This window comes from Pseudomonas sivasensis, from assembly GCF_021391435.1.
Taxonomy (GTDB): domain Bacteria; phylum Pseudomonadota; class Gammaproteobacteria; order Pseudomonadales; family Pseudomonadaceae; genus Aquipseudomonas; species Aquipseudomonas sivasensis.
In genome coordinates this window covers 4,652,304-4,670,062 of record NZ_CP090029.1, presented here as the reverse complement: position 1 = coordinate 4,670,062, position 17,759 = coordinate 4,652,304, and the positions used below count along the sequence as shown (strand labels likewise).

The 17,759-nt window shown below is 61.5% G+C and carries 17 protein-coding genes; 7 read left to right on the top strand and 10 right to left on the bottom strand.

All coding sequences use genetic code 11. The annotated features are described in order from the left end of the window. Positions 1-30 precede the first annotated feature (30 nt). Complete coding sequence (locus tag LRO94_RS21055) at positions 31-894, bottom strand: LysR family transcriptional regulator (RefSeq protein WP_032887645.1); 864 nt, start codon at positions 892-894, stop codon at positions 31-33. Between the two features lie 102 nt (positions 895-996). Here LRO94_RS21055 and LRO94_RS21050 point away from each other — a divergent pair, with 102 nt between their 5' ends. Further along, positions 997-1,929, top strand: coding sequence for a DMT family transporter (locus LRO94_RS21050; protein ID WP_179180024.1), 933 nt, complete (start codon positions 997-999; stop codon positions 1,927-1,929). 117 nt (positions 1,930-2,046) lie between these two features. Here the strand turns inward: LRO94_RS21050 and LRO94_RS21045 are convergent, their stop codons facing one another. Continuing rightward, positions 2,047-2,808 carry a substrate-binding periplasmic protein gene (locus tag LRO94_RS21045; RefSeq protein ID WP_122764550.1) on the bottom strand — a complete coding sequence of 254 codons (762 nt, stop codon included), beginning with the start codon at positions 2,806-2,808 and terminating at the stop codon, positions 2,047-2,049. 133 nt (positions 2,809-2,941) lie between these two features. Between LRO94_RS21045 and dnaX the strand changes: the two genes are divergently transcribed. From dnaX to LRO94_RS21020, 5 genes are all read left to right on the top strand, one after another. Next, positions 2,942-4,993 carry a DNA polymerase III subunit gamma/tau gene (gene dnaX, locus LRO94_RS21040; RefSeq protein WP_179180025.1) on the top strand — a complete coding sequence of 684 codons (2,052 nt, stop codon included), beginning with the start codon at positions 2,942-2,944 and terminating at the stop codon, positions 4,991-4,993. A gap of 43 nt (positions 4,994-5,036) precedes the next feature. Next, positions 5,037-5,375, top strand: a complete 339-nt coding sequence (locus LRO94_RS21035) for a YbaB/EbfC family nucleoid-associated protein (protein ID WP_032887653.1) — start codon at positions 5,037-5,039, stop codon at positions 5,373-5,375. A gap of 142 nt (positions 5,376-5,517) precedes the next feature. Then, entirely contained in the window at positions 5,518-6,552 is a 1,035-nt protein-coding gene (locus LRO94_RS21030) for an NADP-dependent oxidoreductase (RefSeq protein WP_179180026.1), read from the top strand. A 66-nt stretch (positions 6,553-6,618) separates the two neighbouring features. Continuing rightward, the gene (gene recR / locus LRO94_RS21025; RefSeq protein ID WP_095185365.1) at positions 6,619-7,221 is read left to right on the top strand and encodes a recombination mediator RecR; all 603 of its coding nucleotides are present in this window, start codon (positions 6,619-6,621) and stop codon (positions 7,219-7,221) included. Between the two features lie 192 nt (positions 7,222-7,413). Beyond that, entirely contained in the window at positions 7,414-8,562 is a 1,149-nt protein-coding gene (locus LRO94_RS21020) for an acyl-CoA dehydrogenase family protein (protein WP_179180027.1), read from the top strand. A gap of 107 nt (positions 8,563-8,669) precedes the next feature. Here the strand turns inward: LRO94_RS21020 and LRO94_RS21015 are convergent, their stop codons facing one another. Beyond that, positions 8,670-9,218 (bottom strand): adenine phosphoribosyltransferase, encoded by a 549-nt coding sequence (locus LRO94_RS21015; protein WP_032887660.1) that lies wholly within the window; start codon positions 9,216-9,218, stop codon positions 8,670-8,672. 79 nt (positions 9,219-9,297) lie between these two features. After that, on the bottom strand, positions 9,298-10,032 hold the full coding sequence (fnr, locus tag LRO94_RS21010; RefSeq protein ID WP_032887662.1) for a fumarate/nitrate reduction transcriptional regulator Fnr: 735 nt from the start codon (positions 10,030-10,032) through the stop codon (positions 9,298-9,300). Positions 10,033-10,185: 153 nt separating this feature from the next. Between fnr and LRO94_RS21005 the strand changes: the two genes are divergently transcribed. Next, positions 10,186-10,641 carry a hypothetical protein gene (locus LRO94_RS21005; RefSeq protein WP_095185367.1) on the top strand — a complete coding sequence of 152 codons (456 nt, stop codon included), beginning with the start codon at positions 10,186-10,188 and terminating at the stop codon, positions 10,639-10,641. On the opposite strand, the gene hemN is transcribed toward LRO94_RS21005, so the two are convergent. The 6 genes from hemN to ccoG all read right to left on the bottom strand — a co-directional run bounded on the left by hemN (position 10,642) and on the right by ccoG (position 17,572). Then, positions 10,642-12,024, bottom strand: coding sequence for an oxygen-independent coproporphyrinogen III oxidase (gene hemN / locus LRO94_RS21000; protein WP_095185368.1), 1,383 nt, complete (start codon positions 12,022-12,024; stop codon positions 10,642-10,644). A 102-nt stretch (positions 12,025-12,126) separates the two neighbouring features. Further along, positions 12,127-12,810, bottom strand: coding sequence for a sulfite exporter TauE/SafE family protein (locus tag LRO94_RS20995; RefSeq protein WP_179180028.1), 684 nt, complete (start codon positions 12,808-12,810; stop codon positions 12,127-12,129). Further along, positions 12,803-13,015 carry a cbb3-type cytochrome oxidase assembly protein CcoS gene (gene ccoS, locus LRO94_RS20990; protein WP_032887669.1) on the bottom strand — a complete coding sequence of 71 codons (213 nt, stop codon included), beginning with the start codon at positions 13,013-13,015 and terminating at the stop codon, positions 12,803-12,805. The genes LRO94_RS20995 and ccoS overlap by 8 nt, the downstream gene beginning before the upstream one ends. Before the next feature lie 22 nt (positions 13,016-13,037). Continuing rightward, positions 13,038-15,488 (bottom strand): heavy metal translocating P-type ATPase, encoded by a 2,451-nt coding sequence (locus tag LRO94_RS20985; protein WP_179180029.1) that lies wholly within the window; start codon positions 15,486-15,488, stop codon positions 13,038-13,040. A gap of 113 nt (positions 15,489-15,601) precedes the next feature. Beyond that, positions 15,602-16,141 carry a FixH family protein gene (locus LRO94_RS20980; protein ID WP_179180030.1) on the bottom strand — a complete coding sequence of 180 codons (540 nt, stop codon included), beginning with the start codon at positions 16,139-16,141 and terminating at the stop codon, positions 15,602-15,604. A gap of 15 nt (positions 16,142-16,156) precedes the next feature. Beyond that, the gene (gene ccoG / locus LRO94_RS20975; RefSeq protein ID WP_032887674.1) at positions 16,157-17,572 is read right to left on the bottom strand and encodes a cytochrome c oxidase accessory protein CcoG; all 1,416 of its coding nucleotides are present in this window, start codon (positions 17,570-17,572) and stop codon (positions 16,157-16,159) included. Positions 17,573-17,759 lie beyond the last annotated feature (187 nt).

The window sequence follows — 17,759 nt, the reverse complement described above, 5'->3', positions numbered from 1 at the left end:
AAGAGGATAACCGAAACAACATGTTGCGAGTTAGCCGAAAGTCTCCCGCAACAGCCCGGCGAATGCATCCCGTGCCAGGTGGCGTTGGGTGTCCTTGTGCCAGAACAGCAGGTTATCCACGGCCGCCAGCTCTTCAAATCGATAAGACGCCAGCTGATTGGCCTGCTCATAGCGCGCCAGGATGCCTTCCGGCGCCAACGCCACGCCAATCCCGGCGCTGACGCAACCGATGATCGTGCCCCAACTGGCATAGCTGGCAATGGTCGGTTTGAAGTTGTGCGGCTTGACCCAGTTTTCCAGTGCTGCGCGATACGGGCAGCCAGGCGGCCAGACCAGCAAGGTGCGGCCGGCGAGGTCCTCGGCGCCATTGATGGGTGCACTGGATGCGCTGGCGATCAGCACCAGGCGCTCGCTGTAGACCACGCTGTGTTCGAGCTTGGAGCGTTTGTTGCCGGCGGCCACGAGCGCCACGTCCAGGCGATGGTGTTGCAGGTCGTCGAGCAACGGGCCCCAGGCGCCTGTCACCAGTTCCAGGCTGACATCCGGGTAGCGCCGGTGATACTCCGCCAGCAGCGGCGGCAAACGTCCGCTGGCGCTGGATTCCACCGCGCCGATACGCAAAGTGCCACGGGGAATGGCGCTGGCGTCCACGGCGCGTTTGGACTCATCCACCAGCGCCAGAATGCGCTCGCAGTACTCCAGGAAAATCTCACCGGCGGCACTGATCGCCAGCCCACGCCCGGCGCGGATGAACAGTGGTGTGCCCAGCTCGCCTTCCAGCTGCTTGATGCGCGTGGTGATGTTGGACGGCACGCAATGCAGCAGCACGGCTGCTTGGGCCACGCTGCCGGTTTGTGCCACGGCTCGCACCATTTTCAGTTGGGCCAGTTCCATTGCTCAGTTCCAGTGATTGCAGAAGTCAGAAACGGTTAATTGTCCTGCGCCTTACGGGGGCGAAGACTGACGGCACACCTTCTCAGTTTCTGGACGCCGTCGATGAATAACCCTTCACTCGCAAAGCTTACGCTAGTCATCGCCAGCGTCATCCTGTGTTGGGCCTATTCGCCGATTGGCGTGCACATGGGGCTGCACAGCTACAGCCCCGGACAATTGGCGTTGTTAAGGTTTTTGATTGCGTCGGTGTTCATGGGCGGTGTGGCACTGGTGATGGGCATCGGTCGTCCGCGCTTGCGGGATTTTCCGTGGTTGCTGGTGCTGGGGTTCTTCGGCGTGTTCCTGCACCACACCAGCCTCAACTATGGGCAGCAATGGGTCACGGCAGCGGCGTCCAGCGTACTGGCGCAGTCGGCGCCGCTGTTCAGTGTGCTGATCGCGTTTTTCTGCCTGAAGGAGCGGGTCAGCGCTTGGCGCTGGGGCTGCGTATTGCTGGGGCTGCTCGGCGTGCTGGTGGTGATCTGGGGGGATCAGGGGCTGGGTGAGATCGACCCGCGTGGCTTGTTGATCCTGCTGGCGGCGGTGTCGTGGAGTGTGTATTTCGCCCTGCAGAAGCACTATGCCCACCGCTACAGTCCGCTGACTATGGCGTGCTACATGGTGTGGGCGGGCACCCTGATGCTGTGCGTGAACCTGCCGGGCCTGCCTGCTGCGGTGGTGCAGGCGCCGTTGGCGGAGAACGTCGCGGTGCTGGTACTCGGTATTTTTCCCAGCGCCTTGGCGTATCTGGCTTGGGGTTATGTGTTGAAGCATGTGGAGGTCAGTCGCGCGTCGGTGGCGATGTACCTGATCCCGCCGGTGGCAATGGTGATGGCCGCAACGTTGCTGGGTGAACACATTGCCTTGCAGGTGATGCTGGGCGGTGTGATCGTGCTGGCCAGCGTGGCGGCGATCAGTCTGGAAGGGCGCTGGCGGTTAGTCGTTCAGACAAAACGCACGCAAACGCTGGCCATCGAAGTCCAGGGCCGGCGGTGACTGGATAAGGACGGCGCCGCGTTCTACCCATTGGTCGTGCAGCAAGAAGCCCACTTCACCGCCGGCTGTAAGCTGGACTGCGGCTCGACCCGAGCCCGAGCCTATAAGGAGCGCCTGTCAGTTTTTGTCAGGGGCGAGCAGGGGCGCCGGGTTTTCGCCGGTGTACAGCTTGATGATGTCGTCGATTTCGCCGGACATTTTCATCCGCAACAAGGTGCGCAGGATTTTTTGCGCCGGCACGTCGGGATCGTTACGCACGATGCAACCGAGGTTTTGCTCGTCAATCAACGCGACCTTGTGCAGCCGCTGGCTGATCGGCATTTTCTGGTTGAAACGGTCGACGATCCATTCGTTGCTCACCGCATAGTTGAATCGCCCCGCCACCAGTTTGTGCAGCACCAGCTCTTCGCTATGGGCGTCGTCGCGGGTGAGTTGGCCGTTGGCAAACAGCGAGTCGAGGGCGGCATAGCGATAGTTGAGCACCGTGCCGATCGGCTGAGGTGCCAGCTTGAGCACCTGTACCGGCTGGTTTTGCGCGCTGACCAGCACATTGCGCTGCACCATTAAAGGCAAGCTCCAGAGGTAGTCGCCGGACAGGTTGTCGACCCACGCCTGGGTGACATAACAGCGCACATCAATGTCGCCGTGTCCCATGGCCGCAGAGATGCGTGCCCGGGCCAGCACGTGGAACTGCGCCGGATGGCCAACCTGGGTGGCCAGGCTCAGCATCACGTCATACAAAATGCCCTGGGTCGGCCGACCGTTCTCCAGTTGCACCATGGGCATCGCCCAACTATCGGAAACCGAGAAGCGCAGCGGTGCAGGCGCCGCCAGGCAAGCCGTGGTCATCATCCATAAAGCGCCCAGGACTACGCGCATACACTCTCCGGGTTCAGGCCTTTTGGAGGCCAGTCAGCAGAGCTTAGTCAGATTAGGCGAGCGTGCCGGATGCAATTTCCCCCTTGCTCCGCTAGCATTACCGGCTTCCGCTTCCCAGTTGCGACGGTTTTCGATGAGTTATCAGGTTCTTGCACGTAAATGGCGTCCGCGCTCGTTCCGCGAAATGGTCGGCCAGACCCATGTGCTCAAGGCTCTGATCAATGCCTTGGACAGCCAACGGCTGCACCACGCCTACCTGTTCACCGGTACCCGGGGCGTGGGCAAGACCACCATTGCGCGCATCATTGCCAAATGCCTGAACTGTGAAACCGGTATCACTTCGACGCCTTGTGGCACTTGCTCGGTGTGCCGCGAGATCGACGAAGGGCGTTTCGTCGACCTGATCGAGATCGACGCCGCGAGCCGCACCAAGGTCGAAGACACCCGCGAGTTGCTCGACAACGTGCAGTACGCGCCTAGCCGCGGTCGTTTCAAGGTCTACCTGATCGACGAAGTGCACATGCTGTCCAGCCATTCCTTCAACGCGCTGTTGAAAACCCTGGAAGAGCCGCCGCCCTACGTCAAATTCATCCTGGCCACCACCGACCCGCAGAAACTTCCTGCAACGATCCTGTCGAGGTGCCTGCAGTTCTCCCTGAAAAACATGACCCCCGAGAGCGTGGTCGAGCATTTGACCCACGTGCTGGGTGTCGAGAACGTACCGTTTGAAGACGACGCGCTATGGCTGCTCGGCCGTGCCGCCGATGGTTCGATGCGTGATGCCATGAGCCTTACCGACCAGGCCATCGCCTTCGGTGAAGGCAAGGTCATGGCCGCCGATGTGCGCGCCATGCTCGGCACCCTCGACCACGGCCAGGTGTTCGATGTACTGCATGCATTGATCGAAGGGGATGCCAAGGCGTTGCTCGAAGCCGTGCGCCACCTCTCGGAGCAAGGCCCGGACTGGAATGGCGTGCTCTCGGAAATCCTCAACGTCTTGCACCGCGTCGCTATCGCCCAGGCTTTGCCGGAAGGTGTCGACAACGGCCATGGCGACCGCGACCGCGTGTTGGCCCTGGCCCAGGCGTTGCCGGCCGAAGATGTGCAGTTCTACTACCAGATGGGCCTGATCGGTCGTCGGGACTTGCCTTTGGCGCCGGACCCGCGTGGGGGCTTTGAAATGGTCCTGCTGCGCATGCTGGCGTTCCGGCCAGCTGATTCGGCCGATGCGCCGAGACAGCCGCTAAAGCCAGTGGGGATCAGCCAGGCCACAGTTGATTCCGCCAAACCAGTGGCTGGCGTGGCGGTGGTTGCGCCAGTGGTTGCTGCCCCGGTTGCGCCGGCGCCTGAGCCAGCCCCTGTGGTGGTGGCACCTGTGGTTGAGCCGGAGCCGGTGGTTGAGCCCGAGCCTGTCGTCGACTTGCCTTGGAATGACCCGGTAGAAGCCGAGGTCGAAGAACTCGAACAGCAGCCCTATGTTGAACCCGTGCTCGAAACCGCCAGCGAGCAGCCTGAGCTGACGCCGATGCCCGCGCCGACACCGGACAGCGTGGTGCCGGCCGCACCTGAGTGGGTTTCAGCACCGGTTCCCGAGCCGACAGTCGCCCAGGTTGAGGCCGCAACCCCAGGCATCGACCTCGACGACGAGCCGCCGCTGGACGAAGACTACATCGAGCCGGACATGGATTCGGCCTACAGTTACCTGGACGATTTGGCCAGCGAACACACCGCCGAACCGGCCCCCGAGCCCGAAGCAGAACCCGCGGCAGCCCCGGCCACCGGCCTGGCGTTGCAATGGCTGGAACTGTTCCCGAAACTGCCGATCTCCGGCATGACCGGCAGTATTGCCGCCAACTGCACCCTGATTTCCGTCGACGGCGACCATTGGCTGTTGCATCTGGATCCGGCCCACAGCGCCCTGTTCAACGCGACCCAGCAACGGCGCCTCAACGATGCCCTGAACCAGTACCATGAGCGCACGCTGACTATCACCATCGAGTTGATCAAGCCCGAGCAGGAAACCCCGGCCCAAGCCGCAACCCGTCGGCGTATCAACCGTCAGCGCGAGGCTGAGGATTCGATCCACGCAGACCCGCTCATCCAGCAAATGATGCAACAGTTTGGTGCGGTCGTTCGTCACGATACTATTGAACCTGTCGAAGCCCCGGTGACCCAAGCGTCATGACACCGGGCTATTAATTGATCCACGTACTTTTGAGGTGATTCCCATGATGAAAGGTGGCATGGCCGGCCTGATGAAGCAGGCGCAGCAGATGCAGGAAAAGATGGCCAAGATGCAGGAAGAACTGGCCAACGCCGAAGTCACCGGTAAAGCCGGGGGCGATATGGTCAGCGTGGTGATGACTGGGCGTCACGACATCAAGCGCGTTAGCATCGACCCAAGCGTGCTGCCAGGCGTGGGCGAAGATGACCTGGAAATGCTCGAAGCGCTGTTCGCCGCGGCCGTCAACGACGCCGTGCGCAAGATCGAAGCCAATAGCCAGGACAAAATGTCCGGCGTGACCGCTGGCATGCAACTGCCACCGGGCATGAAGATGCCTTTCTGATTCTCCAGCGTTAGCTAGACTCCAATGCCAGGCCCAGTGCCTGGCATTTTTGTTTGTGCCTATTCAATCGAATCCCGATCGAACCCTGGCCTGGCACCCATGGTCTGCAACCTATACCGATGAATTCGATAAGGAGCCCCTGATGCCTCAAGAACTGACCCTGAACCAACGTATCGTGCTGGTCTCGCGCCCTCAAGGCGCGCCCACTCCGGAAAACTTTCGCCTGGAGCGCGTGAGCTTGCCGGAGTTGGCGGACGGCCAAGTGCTGCTCAAGACCCTCTACCTGTCCCTTGACCCCTACATGCGCGGGCGCATGAGCGACGCACCGTCCTACGCCGCCCCGGTGGAAATCGATGAGGTGATGACCGGCGGTGCTGTCAGCCGTATCGAGCAATCCCGTAACCCGAAATTCGAAGTGGGTGATCTGGTGGTCGGCGCCACGGGTTGGCAGAGCCACAGCATTTCCGACGGCCGCAACCTGATTCCGGTGCCCAAAGGTCTCGCCAGTCCGTCCATGGCGTTGGGCGTATTGGGGATGCCGGGTATGACCGCCTACATGGGCCTGATGGACATTGGTCAACCCAAGGCTGGGGAAACCCTGGTGGTCGCCGCTGCCTCCGGCGCAGTCGGTTCGGTAGTGGGCCAGGTCGCCAAGCTCAAGGGCCTGCGCGTGGTCGGGATTGCAGGCGGTGCGGACAAGTGCCGCTATGTCGTGGATGAACTGGGTTTTGATGCCTGTATCGACCATAAGAGCGCAGACTTCGCTGATCAACTCGCCCAGGCTTGCTTCAATGGCGTGGACATCTATTTCGAGAACGTCGGTGGCAAGGTGTTCGACGCCGTGGTGCCTTTGCTCAAACCCAAGGCACGCATTCCTTTGTGCGGGCTGATTGCCGGCTACAACGCCCACGAAGCCCCCAGCGGGCCTGATCGCTTGCCGGCGCTGCAACGCACGTTGCTGACCAAGCGGGTGCGCATCCAGGGCTTTATCGTGTTTGATGACTACGGTGATCGTCAGCCAGAGTTCCTCAGTGCCATGGCGCCCTGGGTCCGCGACGGTAAGATCAAGTTCCGCGAAGACGTGGTCGATGGCTTGGAGCAGGCGCCCGAAGCCTTTATCGGCCTGCTTGAAGGGCGCAACTTCGGCAAGTTGGTGGTGCGGGTCGCGCAGGATTGAGGATTTGACGCTAATCCGGGGCGCGGGTATAAACCGCGTCTCGTTGTTTTGTCGGACCATTGCCCCATGAGCTTCAGCCCCCTGATTCGCCAACTGATCGACGCCCTGCGCACGTTGCCGGGTGTCGGCCAGAAAACCGCCCAGCGCATGGCGCTGCAACTGCTGGAGCGTGATCGCAGCGGCGGCACCCGGTTGGCCCAGGCCCTGGGCCAGGCCATGACGGGCGTCGGCCACTGCCGCCAGTGCCGAACCCTCACCGAAGAAGACCTTTGCCCGCAATGCGCCGATCCGCGTCGCGACGACACGTTGCTGTGTGTGGTGGAAGGCCCGATGGACGTCTACGCGGTGGAGCAGACCGGTTATCGCGGGCGTTACTTCGTGCTCAAGGGCCACCTGTCGCCGCTGGACGGCCTGGGTCCGGAGGCCATCGGCATTCCGCAACTGGTGGCACGTATCGAAGAGCAGGGCACCTTTACCGAGGTGATCCTGGCCACCAACCCGACCGTGGAAGGTGAAGCCACCGCCCATTACATCGCCCAACTGCTGAGCAACAAAGGCCTGATCACTTCGCGTATCGCCCATGGCGTACCGTTGGGTGGGGAGTTGGAGCTGGTGGATGGCGGCACGCTGGCGCATTCGTTCGCCGGTCGCAAGCCGATCGCGCTCTAACAATAAACACCAGCCAAATGTGGGAGGGGGCTTGCTCCCGATGGCAGTGGATAAGTCATGAATCTATTGGCTGACACACTGCTATCGGGAGCAAGCCCCCTCCCACAATGGTTTTGCGGTGTGATTGAGATCTGTGTTGCTAACCAAGCAAGCGCTTGGTAATTTCGCTCCACCTCTCCGTGGAGCTTGCCGATGTCTGCCTATCAGGACTACTTCGACCCCAGCCACCAATTGCTCCGCGACAGCGTGCGCCGTTTTGTCGAGCGGGAGCTGTTACCGGGCATCGAGCAATGGGAGGAGGCGGAGAGCTTTCCCCGAGCGTTGTACCTTAAGGCCGGTGCGGCGGGGATCCTCGGTATCGGTTATCCCGAATCCTTGGGCGGCAGTCACGAGGGCGATCTGTTCGCCAAGGTGGCCGTCAGCGAGGAATTGATGCGCTGCGGCTCCGGCGGCGTGGTCGCGGGATTGGGCTCGCTGGATATCGGCTTGCCTCCCATCATCAAATGGGCGCGGCCCGAAGTGCGCGAACGTGTGGCCCCGCAAGTGCTCTCGGGCGAGAAGATCATCGCCTTGGCCGTCACCGAACCCAGCGGCGGCTCCGATGTAGCCAGCCTGCGCACCCGCGCCGTGCGTGATGGCGACGTTTACCGGGTCAGCGGCAGCAAGACCTTTATCACCAGCGGCAACCGCGCCGATTTCTACACCGTTGCTGTTCGTACCGGAGGGCCAGGCTTTGGCGGCATCAGCCTGTTGCTCATCGAAAAAGACACCCCGGGTTTCACCGTCGGCCAGCCCCTGAAGAAAATGGGTTGGTGGGCGTCGGACACGGCAGAGTTGTTCTTCGATGATTGCCAGGTGCCCGTAGGCAACCTGATCGGCGCCGAGAACATGGGGTTTGCCTGCATCATGGGCAACTTTCAGAGTGAACGGCTGGCGCTGGCGTTGATGGCCAATATGACCGCGCAGCTTGCGCTTGAGGAAAGCCTCAAATGGGCCGCGCAGCGTGAAGCATTTGGCAAGCCCATTGGCAAATTCCAGGTGCTCAAGCATCGCTTGGCGGAAATGGCGACAGCTGTGGAAGTGTCCAGGGAATTCACCTACCGCCAAGGCGCCAAGATGGCCGCTGGCAAGAGTGTGATCAAGGAGATATCCATGGCCAAGAACCTGGCCACCGATACCGCCGATCGGGTGACTTATGACGCCGTGCAGATCCTCGGCGGCCAGGGCTATATGCGCGGCAGCCTGGTGGAGAGGCTGTATCGCGACAACCGTATCCTGTCGATCGGCGGCGGCACTCGTGAAGTGATGAATGAAATCATCAGCAAACAGATGGGGCTTTGAGGCGGCTTACCTGCCTCATCGGGGCAAGCCCACTGCCACATTTTGATGTGTAAACACCTTCAAGTGTGGGAGGGGGCAGCCCTTGATAGCGTCATTCCCGCCAAATATTACCGCTCGGACAGCGCAAATTGCGTCAGGCAAAACGTCGGAATCCCCATGTCTTCCAAACGCTGCGAGCCACCCAGCTCCGGCAAATCAATAATTGCCGCGGCTTCAAAAATCTTCGCACCCATGCGCCGCACCAGGTTCGCCGCAGCGATCAAGGTCCCGCCTGTGGCGATCAGGTCATCGAACATCAGCACCGAGTCGCCTTCGCACAGGCTGTCGGCGTGCACTTCCAGGAAAGCTTCGCCGTATTCGGTCTGATAACCCTCGGCCAGGACATCGGCCGGCAGCTTGCCCTGCTTGCGGAACAGGATCAGCGGTTTGTTCAGTTGGTAGGCAATGATCGAACCGATCAGAAACCCGCGGGCATCCATCGCGCCGATGTGGGTGAAATCGGCTTCGACATAGCGATGGGCAAAGGTATCGGCCACCAGGCGCAGGGCCTTGGGCGATTGGAACAGCGGCGTGATGTCACGGAAGATCACCCCAGGCTTGGGGAAGTCGATGACGGGGCGGATCAGGGATTTGATGTCGAACGAATCGAAGGTCATCGTCGAAGAGTCCTGGGAGGAAAACGGACTCGAAGTATACCTGCGGCCTCACCGATTGGCGCGGCCACAAGTGTCTGCATCAACCCTCTAGAGAACCACCCGCCAACGCACACAGCTGGATCGGGTCGAGAATGTGCACTTCCTTGCCTTCGGCGGCAATCAACTCGTTCTGCTGGAAACGGGTGAACACGCGGGACACGGTTTCCACCGCCAGGCCCAGGTAGTTGCCGATTTCGTTACGCGACATGCTCAAGCGGAACTGGTTGGCCGAGAAACCGCGTGCCCGGAACCGGGCCGACAGGTTGACCAAGAATGTCGCGATGCGCTCGTCGGCGGTTTTCTTCGATAACAGCAGCATCATCTGCTGATCGTCACGAATTTCTCGGCTCATCACGCGCATCAACTGGCGGCGCAGTTGAGGTAATTGGATGGCCAGTTCGTCCAGGCGTTCGAAGGGGATTTCGCACACCGACGTGGTCTCCAGCGCCTGGGCCGACACGGGATGCATCTCGGTGTCCATGCCCGACAAACCCACCAGTTCGCTGGGCAGGTGAAAACCGGTGATCTGCTCCTCGCCGTTGTCGCTCAGGCTGAAGGTCTTCAACGCGCCCGAACGTACTGCATAGACGGAGTCGAACTGATCGCCCTGGCGAAACAAAAACTCGCCTTTCTTCAGCGGGCGACCACGTTTAACGATGTCGTCCAGCGCATCCATGTCTTCCAGATTCAGCGAAAGTGGCAGGCAGAGGGGGGCCAGGCTGCAATCCTTGCAGTGAGCCTGGCTGTGAGCGCGCAGTTTGACTGGCTCGGACATTTCTTAAATCCTTGTGGGAAAACACACATAAGACGTAAGGGTAACGCACTGGGGGGCAGTGAGGCCAGCGTGTACAAAAAACAGACAGCCGTATAAAGCTTTGTGTATCGGTGCCGATACATATGTGTACGTTCATGAGCAGGAGCTCAGCGCATGTTGATCATCGCCGCCAACAACCCCTCCATCCGTGTGCCAAACCCAGAGCCGGCCCCGCCCGCTGCGGCGGTTGAGACGCAGGATGCCGTGTCAACGCCTGCCACGAGCGAAGGCGTGAAGGTGAGCATTTCGCCGGATGGCTTCAAGGCTGCGGGTGCGGCCAAAAGTGCCAACGCCGATATCGACGACAGCGGTCTGGACGACAACGTTAAGCAAGTTCTTAAAATGATCCGTCAGTTGAAGCAGCAGATCGCCGAAAAATTGGCGGAGCTTCAGGCCATCGCCGCGGACAAAAGCCTGACGCCGGAGGAGGTTCAGGCCAAGGTCGCTAACGTGCAAGGTGCCATCAGTTCCTTGCAGGCCGGCTTGATGACGGCCCAAATCTCCTTGGCCAAGGCCATGAAAACCATGAGTGCCGATCAGGCGCTCAAGGCCGCTTCGTTGTCGATGTAACTAGATCACCCGTGAAAACCGTTGCCGGTTCTGGTGTTCCAGGTACGCGTCGAACACCATGCACACCGAGCGCACCAGTAAGCGCCCTGCGGGCAGCACCCGAATGCCCTGGGCGTCGAGCGCGATCAGGCCGTCCTTGGCCATGGCCTCAAGTTGCAGCCAGATCTCATCGAAGTACCCGCGAAAATCAATATTGAAGGCCTGTTCGATACGCTCGAATACCAGGCTGAAATTGCAGATCAACTGCTGAATCACTTCCCGTCTTAGTCGATCGTCTGTGGTGCAGACCAAGCCACGGCTGGTCGCCAGCTGCGCGCCGGCCAGGGTGTTCTGGTAGCCGTTGAGGTCACTGCTGTTCTGGCAATACAAGTCGCCGATCTGGCTGATCGCCGACACACCCAGGCCGATCAGGTCGCAATGGCCGTGGGTGGTGTAGCCCTGGAAATTGCGTTGCAGCGTGCCTTCTTCCTGGGCGATGGCGAGTTCGTCATCCGGCAGAGCGAAGTGGTCCATGCCGATGTAGCGATAACCCGCCTCGGTCAATTGCGTGATGGTGGTTTGCAGCATCAGCAGTTTTTCCGCCGGTGCTGGCAGCTCGTCGCTGTCGATGCGCCGCTGGGGCATGAAGCGCTCCGGCAGGTGCGCATAGTTGAACACCGACAGGCGATCCGGTTGCAGCTTGATCACTTCTTCCACGGTGCGCGCGAAGTTGATCGGCGTTTGCTTGGGCAGGCCGTAGATCAGGTCGATATTGATCGAGCGAAACTGCAAAGTGCGCGCCGCATCGATTACTGCGCGAGTCTCTTCCAGGCTTTGCAGGCGGTTAACGGCCCGCTGGACCTCGGGGTCGAGATCTTGCAGGCCAATGCTGACGCGGTTGAAACCGAGTTCACGCAGCAGGCCCATGGTGGCCCAGTCGGCTTCGCGCGGGTCGATTTCGATGCCGTAGTCGCCGGAATCATCATCGAGCAAATTGAAGTGCTGGCGCAGGGAGCCCATGACCTGACGCAGTTCGTCGTGGCTGAGAAACGTCGGCGTGCCGCCGCCGAAATGCAACTGCTCCACCGGCTGTTTCGGGTCGAGGTGGCAGGCCACCATTTGGATCTCCTGCTCCAAGCGGTGCAGATATGCCTGGGCGCGGCCACGGTCCTTGGTGATTACCTTGTTGCAGGCGCAGTAGTAGCAAATGTTCGCGCAGAACGGCACATGCACATACAGCGACAATGGGCGCACAGCCTTGCGACTGTCGCGCAGGGCGTGTAGCAGGTCGAATGTGCCGACCTGGCTGTCGAATTGTACGGCGGTGGGGTAGGACGTATAGCGCGGTCCCGCCAGGTCGTAGCGATGAATCAGATCGGTGTCCCAACGAATGGCGTCGAGCATGCGGGCGTCCCCCGGATAGGCTAGTGGGCCGAGTCTAGAGGCGTGGAGCAGAGGGCATCTTGATTTGCATCAACGAGCAGCGGCGCTATGCCACATGGCCTTTTAGTGGCCCATCAGCCAGTGCTGGTGCGGCCCTGGCAAGGTCCAAATACCGAACACAATGACCAGCAATCCACCGGCCATGCGCACGCTGCGTTTGCGCAATAACGCGGTGACGCGTTCGGCGGCCAGCCCAGTCGCCAGCAGCACGGGCCAGGTGCCCAACCCGAACGCGAGCATCAGCAAGGCACTGTCCAGCGCATTGCCCTGGCTCGCGGCCCACAGCAGGGTGCTGTAGACCAAACCGCACGGTAACCAGCCCCACAGCGCACCCAGCAGTAAAGCGCGAGGCAGGCTGGACACCGGCAGCAAACGGGTGGCAACGGGCTGGATATGCCGCCACAGGCCGCGCCCCAGGCTTTCGATACGGGTGAGGCCGCTCCACCAACCGGCCAGGTACAGGCCCATGCAGATCAGCAGCAGACCGGCGAGCACGCGCATGAACATCGCCGCCGGGCTATTGGCCACGGCCCAGCCGGCCAGGCCGATCAACAGCCCAGCTGTGGCGTAACTGAGGACTCGCCCCAGGTTGTACGCCAGCAGCAGGCGAAACCGGCGACTGCGTTGCTCCTTGGGAATTGCCAAAGTCAGCGCGCCCATCAGCCCGCCGCACATGCCCAGGCAATGACCGCCGCCCAGCAGGCCCAGGATCAGCGCGGAGACCAGCAGCGGCGCCAATTCAAGCATGAGGTGGGTCTTTGGGCGGTTGTTCCGGACCGTTGGCTTCGTCGATGGCGGCCAGGTGGTTCGGGTCCTGGTCGTCGAACAGCACGCTGTGGGCCGGGCCGTCGAGGTCATCGTACTGGCCGCTGTCCACGGCCCAGAAGAAGATGTAAATAGCGATGGCCACTATCAGCAGCGCCGCCGGAATCATCACGTATAAAGCTGGCATCTGCACTCCATGCCCGCGCGGCTCACGCGGGCAGCGGGCGGGTGATTGAGGGGGCGCTGGCGGCCTGTGCGCTCGGCACGCGAGTCAGGCGCAGGGCGTTGAGTACCACGGTCAACGAACTGATGGACATGCCGACTGCCGCCCAGATTGGCGTGATCCAGCCCAAAGCAGCAAACGGCAACATCAGGCCATTGTATAGGCCCGCCCAGAGCAGGTTTTCAATAATCACTCGTCGGGTGCGCCGCGCCAGGCTGAAAGCCTGCACCAGAGCGTCGAGGCGATTGGAGAGCAACACCGCATCGGCACTGGTCTTGGCCAGGTCGGTGGCCGAGCCCATTGCCACGCTGATATCGGCGGCGGCGAGGACGGGGACATCGTTGACGCCATCGCCGAGCATCAGCACCTTGCGACCTTCCTTGTGCAGCTGTTGCAGCACGTGCAGCTTGTCGTCGGGACGCAGGCCGCCGTGGGCCTCGTCTATGCCCAGCTCAAGGGCGACACTGGCGACCATCGGCGAACTGTCCCCGGACAGCAGCAGTGTGCGCCAACCGCGCGCCTTGCAAGCGGCGAGCAGGGCGGGGGCGTCGCTGCGCAGGCGATCATCCAGTACGAACCAGGCGAGGGCGCCGCTGCGGTCTCCCAGCAGCAGCCATTGCCCGGCGTCGTCCGGCGGAGCGGGGATCGGGCAGCCACTGAGTTCGCAGACGAAACCCGGCTGGCCGATGCGCAGCAGACGCTCGCCCACTCGACCTTCCAAACCGAGACCGGGGGTACTGAGCACTTCGTCAGCGGCCAATGGCGCACGGCCAAAGGCGCGGGCAATCGGATGTTCCGAGCGGTTTTCCAGGGCGGCGGCGAGACCCAGGCAGTCGTCGCTGCCCAATTCGCCCAGCGGCCGGATCGCGCGCAGGGCCAGGCGACCTTCGGTGAGGGTGCCGGTCTTGTCGAAGATCACCGTGTCGATCTGGTTCAGGCCCTCCAGCATATGGCCACGGGTCAGCAGCAGCCCGAGTTTGTGCAGGGTGCCGGTGGCGGCGGTCAAGGCGGTAGGTGTAGCGAGGGACAACGCACATGGGCAGGTCGCCACTAACATCGCCAGCACGATCCAGAACGCTCGTGATGAGTCCAGTTCCCACCACAGCAGGCCGATTAGCGCAGCGGCGATCAGCGAACACAACAGGAACCACTGCGCGGCGCGGTCGGCGATTTGCGCCAGTCGCGGTTTTTCGGCCTGGGCGCGCTCCAGCAGGCGCACGATGGCGGACAGGCGGGTCTCGTGGCCAAGGGCGCGCACTTCGACGGTCAGCGCGCCGTCGACGTTGAGGGTGCCGGCGGTGACGGTGTCGCCGACTTGGCGCGGTTGCGGCAAGTACTCGCCGGTGAGCAGGGACTCATCAATGCTGGACTGGCCATCGAGGATCACGCCGTCTGCTGGCAGCACCGCGCCCGGATGCACCAGCACCCGGTCGCCCAGGGCCAGTTCGCTCAACAGGATGCGTTCGCTCTGGCCGTCGTCTTTCAAGCGCAGGCACGACGCAGGCAACAGGTTGACCAACTGCGCAGTGGCCGCCGCCGTGCGCTCCCGGGCACGGCGTTCCAGGTAGCGACCGGCCAGCAGGAACAGTGCAAACATGCCCACTGCATCGAAATACAGCTCGCCGACGCCGGTGATCGCGGTCCATATTCCCGCCAAATAAGCCCCGCCAATGGCGAGGGATACTGAAACGTCCATGGTCAGGTGGCGCGTGCGCAGGTCGCGCATGGCGCCCTTGAAGAACGGCGCGCAGCTGTAGAACACGATGGGAGTTGTCAGAAACATCGCCACCCAGCGCAGGATTACATGCAGCTCCGGGCTCAGGTCGATATTGAATTCCGGCCAGGTGGCCATGGTTGCCATCATTGCCTGGAACCACAGCAGCCCGGCGACACCGAGTTGGCGCAAAGCCAGGCGGTTTTCGCTGGCCAGTTGCTCGGCGGCGCGGTCGGCCTGATAAGGATGGGCGGCATAGCCGATATGGCGCAGCTCACTGAGCACTTGGCTCAACGGCAATTGCCCGTCGGCCCAGCGCACCTGCAAGCGATGGTTGGACAGGTTCAACCGCGCCTCGGCAACGGCGGGCAAGCTGCGCAGGTGTTTTTCGATCAGCCAGCCACAGGCGGCGCAGCTGATGCCTTCCATCAACAGGGTCGTTTCAGCCAGTTCGCCTTGGTGGTGCACGAAGGGTTTTTGCACGTCGGCGCGGTCGTACAGCGCCAGTTCGTCCACCAGTTGCACCGGCAGCGTTTCGGGGTTGGCCGAGGCTTCGCTGCGGTGCTGGTAATAGCTTTCCAAACCTGCGGCCACGATTGCTTCGGCCACCGCCTGGCAGCCCGGGCAGCAGAGTTCGCGGCGCTCACCGAGGATATCGGCGGTGAACCGGCTGCCGGGCGGTACGGGCAGGGCGCAGTGGTAGCAGGGAGTGGGGGTGGTCATGGTTCGGGATCTTTGGTGGCTGGGAAGGCCCCATCGCCGGCAAGCCGGCTCCTACGAGAGGGGGTGTAGGTCTGTAGGAGCCGGATTGCCGGCGATGCGCGAAGCGCAGGTGTTTATTTTTTCAGGTCTTCGGCACCCTGCAACGGTTCATCACCCAACAGCAAGTCTTTGTCGTGGCTGACTTCTTCTTCCTCGAACAGCCGCCAGGTCTTGTCGCCTTCCACGCCCAGCAGTTCCACGAAGCGGCGGCCTTCGACTTTGTCGGTGACCTGGCCGATGTAGCGGCCGGGTTCGCTGTCGCTGCGGGCCAGGTTGATTTTGCGATCTTTCTCCGGCTGAGTCGGGGAAATCAGGTTCAGTTCCAGGGTGTTCGGGTTGCTGTAGCCGGTGAGCTTCAGCTCGACTTCACCGGTCAGTTCGTCCAAATGCAACTTGGCGCGCAGTTGCAGGGTCTGCGCCAGGCGTTCGCGGTCCAGTGAGCGGTTGATGCCCTTGCCAGCCTCGTAGTAGTTGTCGTTGACCAGGTTGTCCGGGTTGTTTACCGCGATGGTCACCATGGACAAGGTCAAGGTCACCGAGCAGGCGAGGATCCCGATGATGATCCAGGGCCAGAGGTGCTTGTACCAAGGGCTTGCGGAAGTGGCTAAGGGCATTGTTCCGTTCTCTCTTTATCGAACTTGTGGGCCGATGAATCGGCTCTTGGCTTCAATGTTGACGCTGGCGTCATCGGCATCGGTGAGGGTGAATTTCACCTCGTTGGTGCTCGACGGCAGTTGTTCCGGCGCACTCGACAGTTCCACTGGCATGCTGACGATATCGCCGGCAGCCACCTTGATCTCGCGCCGGCCCTGCAGCTTGAGGTCTGGCAGGCCTGATGCGTCGAGCACGTAGGTGTGGTCGCGCTGGTCCTTGTTCATGATCTTCAGGCTGTAGACGTTTTCGATACGGCCTTCGGCGTTTTCGCGGTAGAGCACGCGGTCTTTGCTCACGTCGAAGCCCACCAGCGACCGCATGAAGAACGCCCCGGCCAACAGGCTGATCATCGCCAGCAACACCAGGGCGTAACCGATCAGGCGTGGGCGCAGCTTGTGGGTTTTCTGCCCGGACAGGTTGTGCTCGGTGGTGTAGCTGATCAGGCCGCGCGGGTACTCCATCTTGTCCATGATGTTGTCGCAGGCGTCGATGCACGCGGCGCAGCCGATGCACTCGATCTGCAGACCGTCGCGGATGTCGATGCCGGTGGGGCACACCTGCACGCACATCGTGCAATCGATGCAGTCGCCCAGGCCTTGGGCCTTGTAGTCGATCCCTTTTTTACGCGGGCCACGCAGCTCTCCACGACGTGGGTCGTAAGAGACGATGAGGGTGTCTTTGTCGAACATCACGCTCTGGAAACGCGCGTACGGGCACATGTAGATGCACACCTGTTCGCGCAGCCAGCCGGCGTTGCCGTAGGTGGCGAGGGTGAAGAAACCGACCCAGAAATACGACCAGCCATCGGCCTGGCCGGTGAAGAAATCGAACACCAGTTCGCGGATCGGCGAAAAGTAGCCGACGAAGGTAATCCCGGTGGCAAAACCGATCAGTAGCCACAGGCTGTGCTTGCTGAATTTGCGCAGGAATTTGTTGGCGCCCATCGGCGCTTTATCCAGCTTGATGCGTTGGTTGCGGTCGCCTTCGGTGACTTTTTCGCACCACATGAAGATCCACGTCCACACGCTTTGCGGGCAGGTATAACCGCACCACACGCGGCCGGCGTACACCGTGATGAAGAACAGGCCAAACGCCGCGACGATCAGAATGCCCGACAGCAGGATGAAGTCTTGGGGCCAGAAAGTTGCACCGAAAATGAAGAACTTACGCTCCGGCAGGTTCCACCACACGGCCTGGTGACCGCCCCAGTTCAACCACACCGTGCCGAAGTAGAGCAGGAACAAAGCAGCGCCGCCGAGCATTCGTAAATTGCGGAACAGGCCGGTAAAGGCGCGGGTGTAGATTTTCTCGCGCGGGGCATAGAGGTCGACGGTAGCGGTCGAGTGTTTGGCAGGCGGGGTAACGTCATGTACCGGTATTTGGTCGCTCATCATTGCATCCCACGGCGGTGGAGATTTGCCTCGGCCAGTACGTGCCAACCGGGGTCAAATTAGGGGTCTTGCAGTGGCGTAATGATACGCCCCCGATGCTGCGCAAGGGGTGCGACCTTTGGTCGCGTTGGGGAAAATCAATTGATGGTGTACGTGATCTGGATCAATTGACTTGTGAAGTATGGAC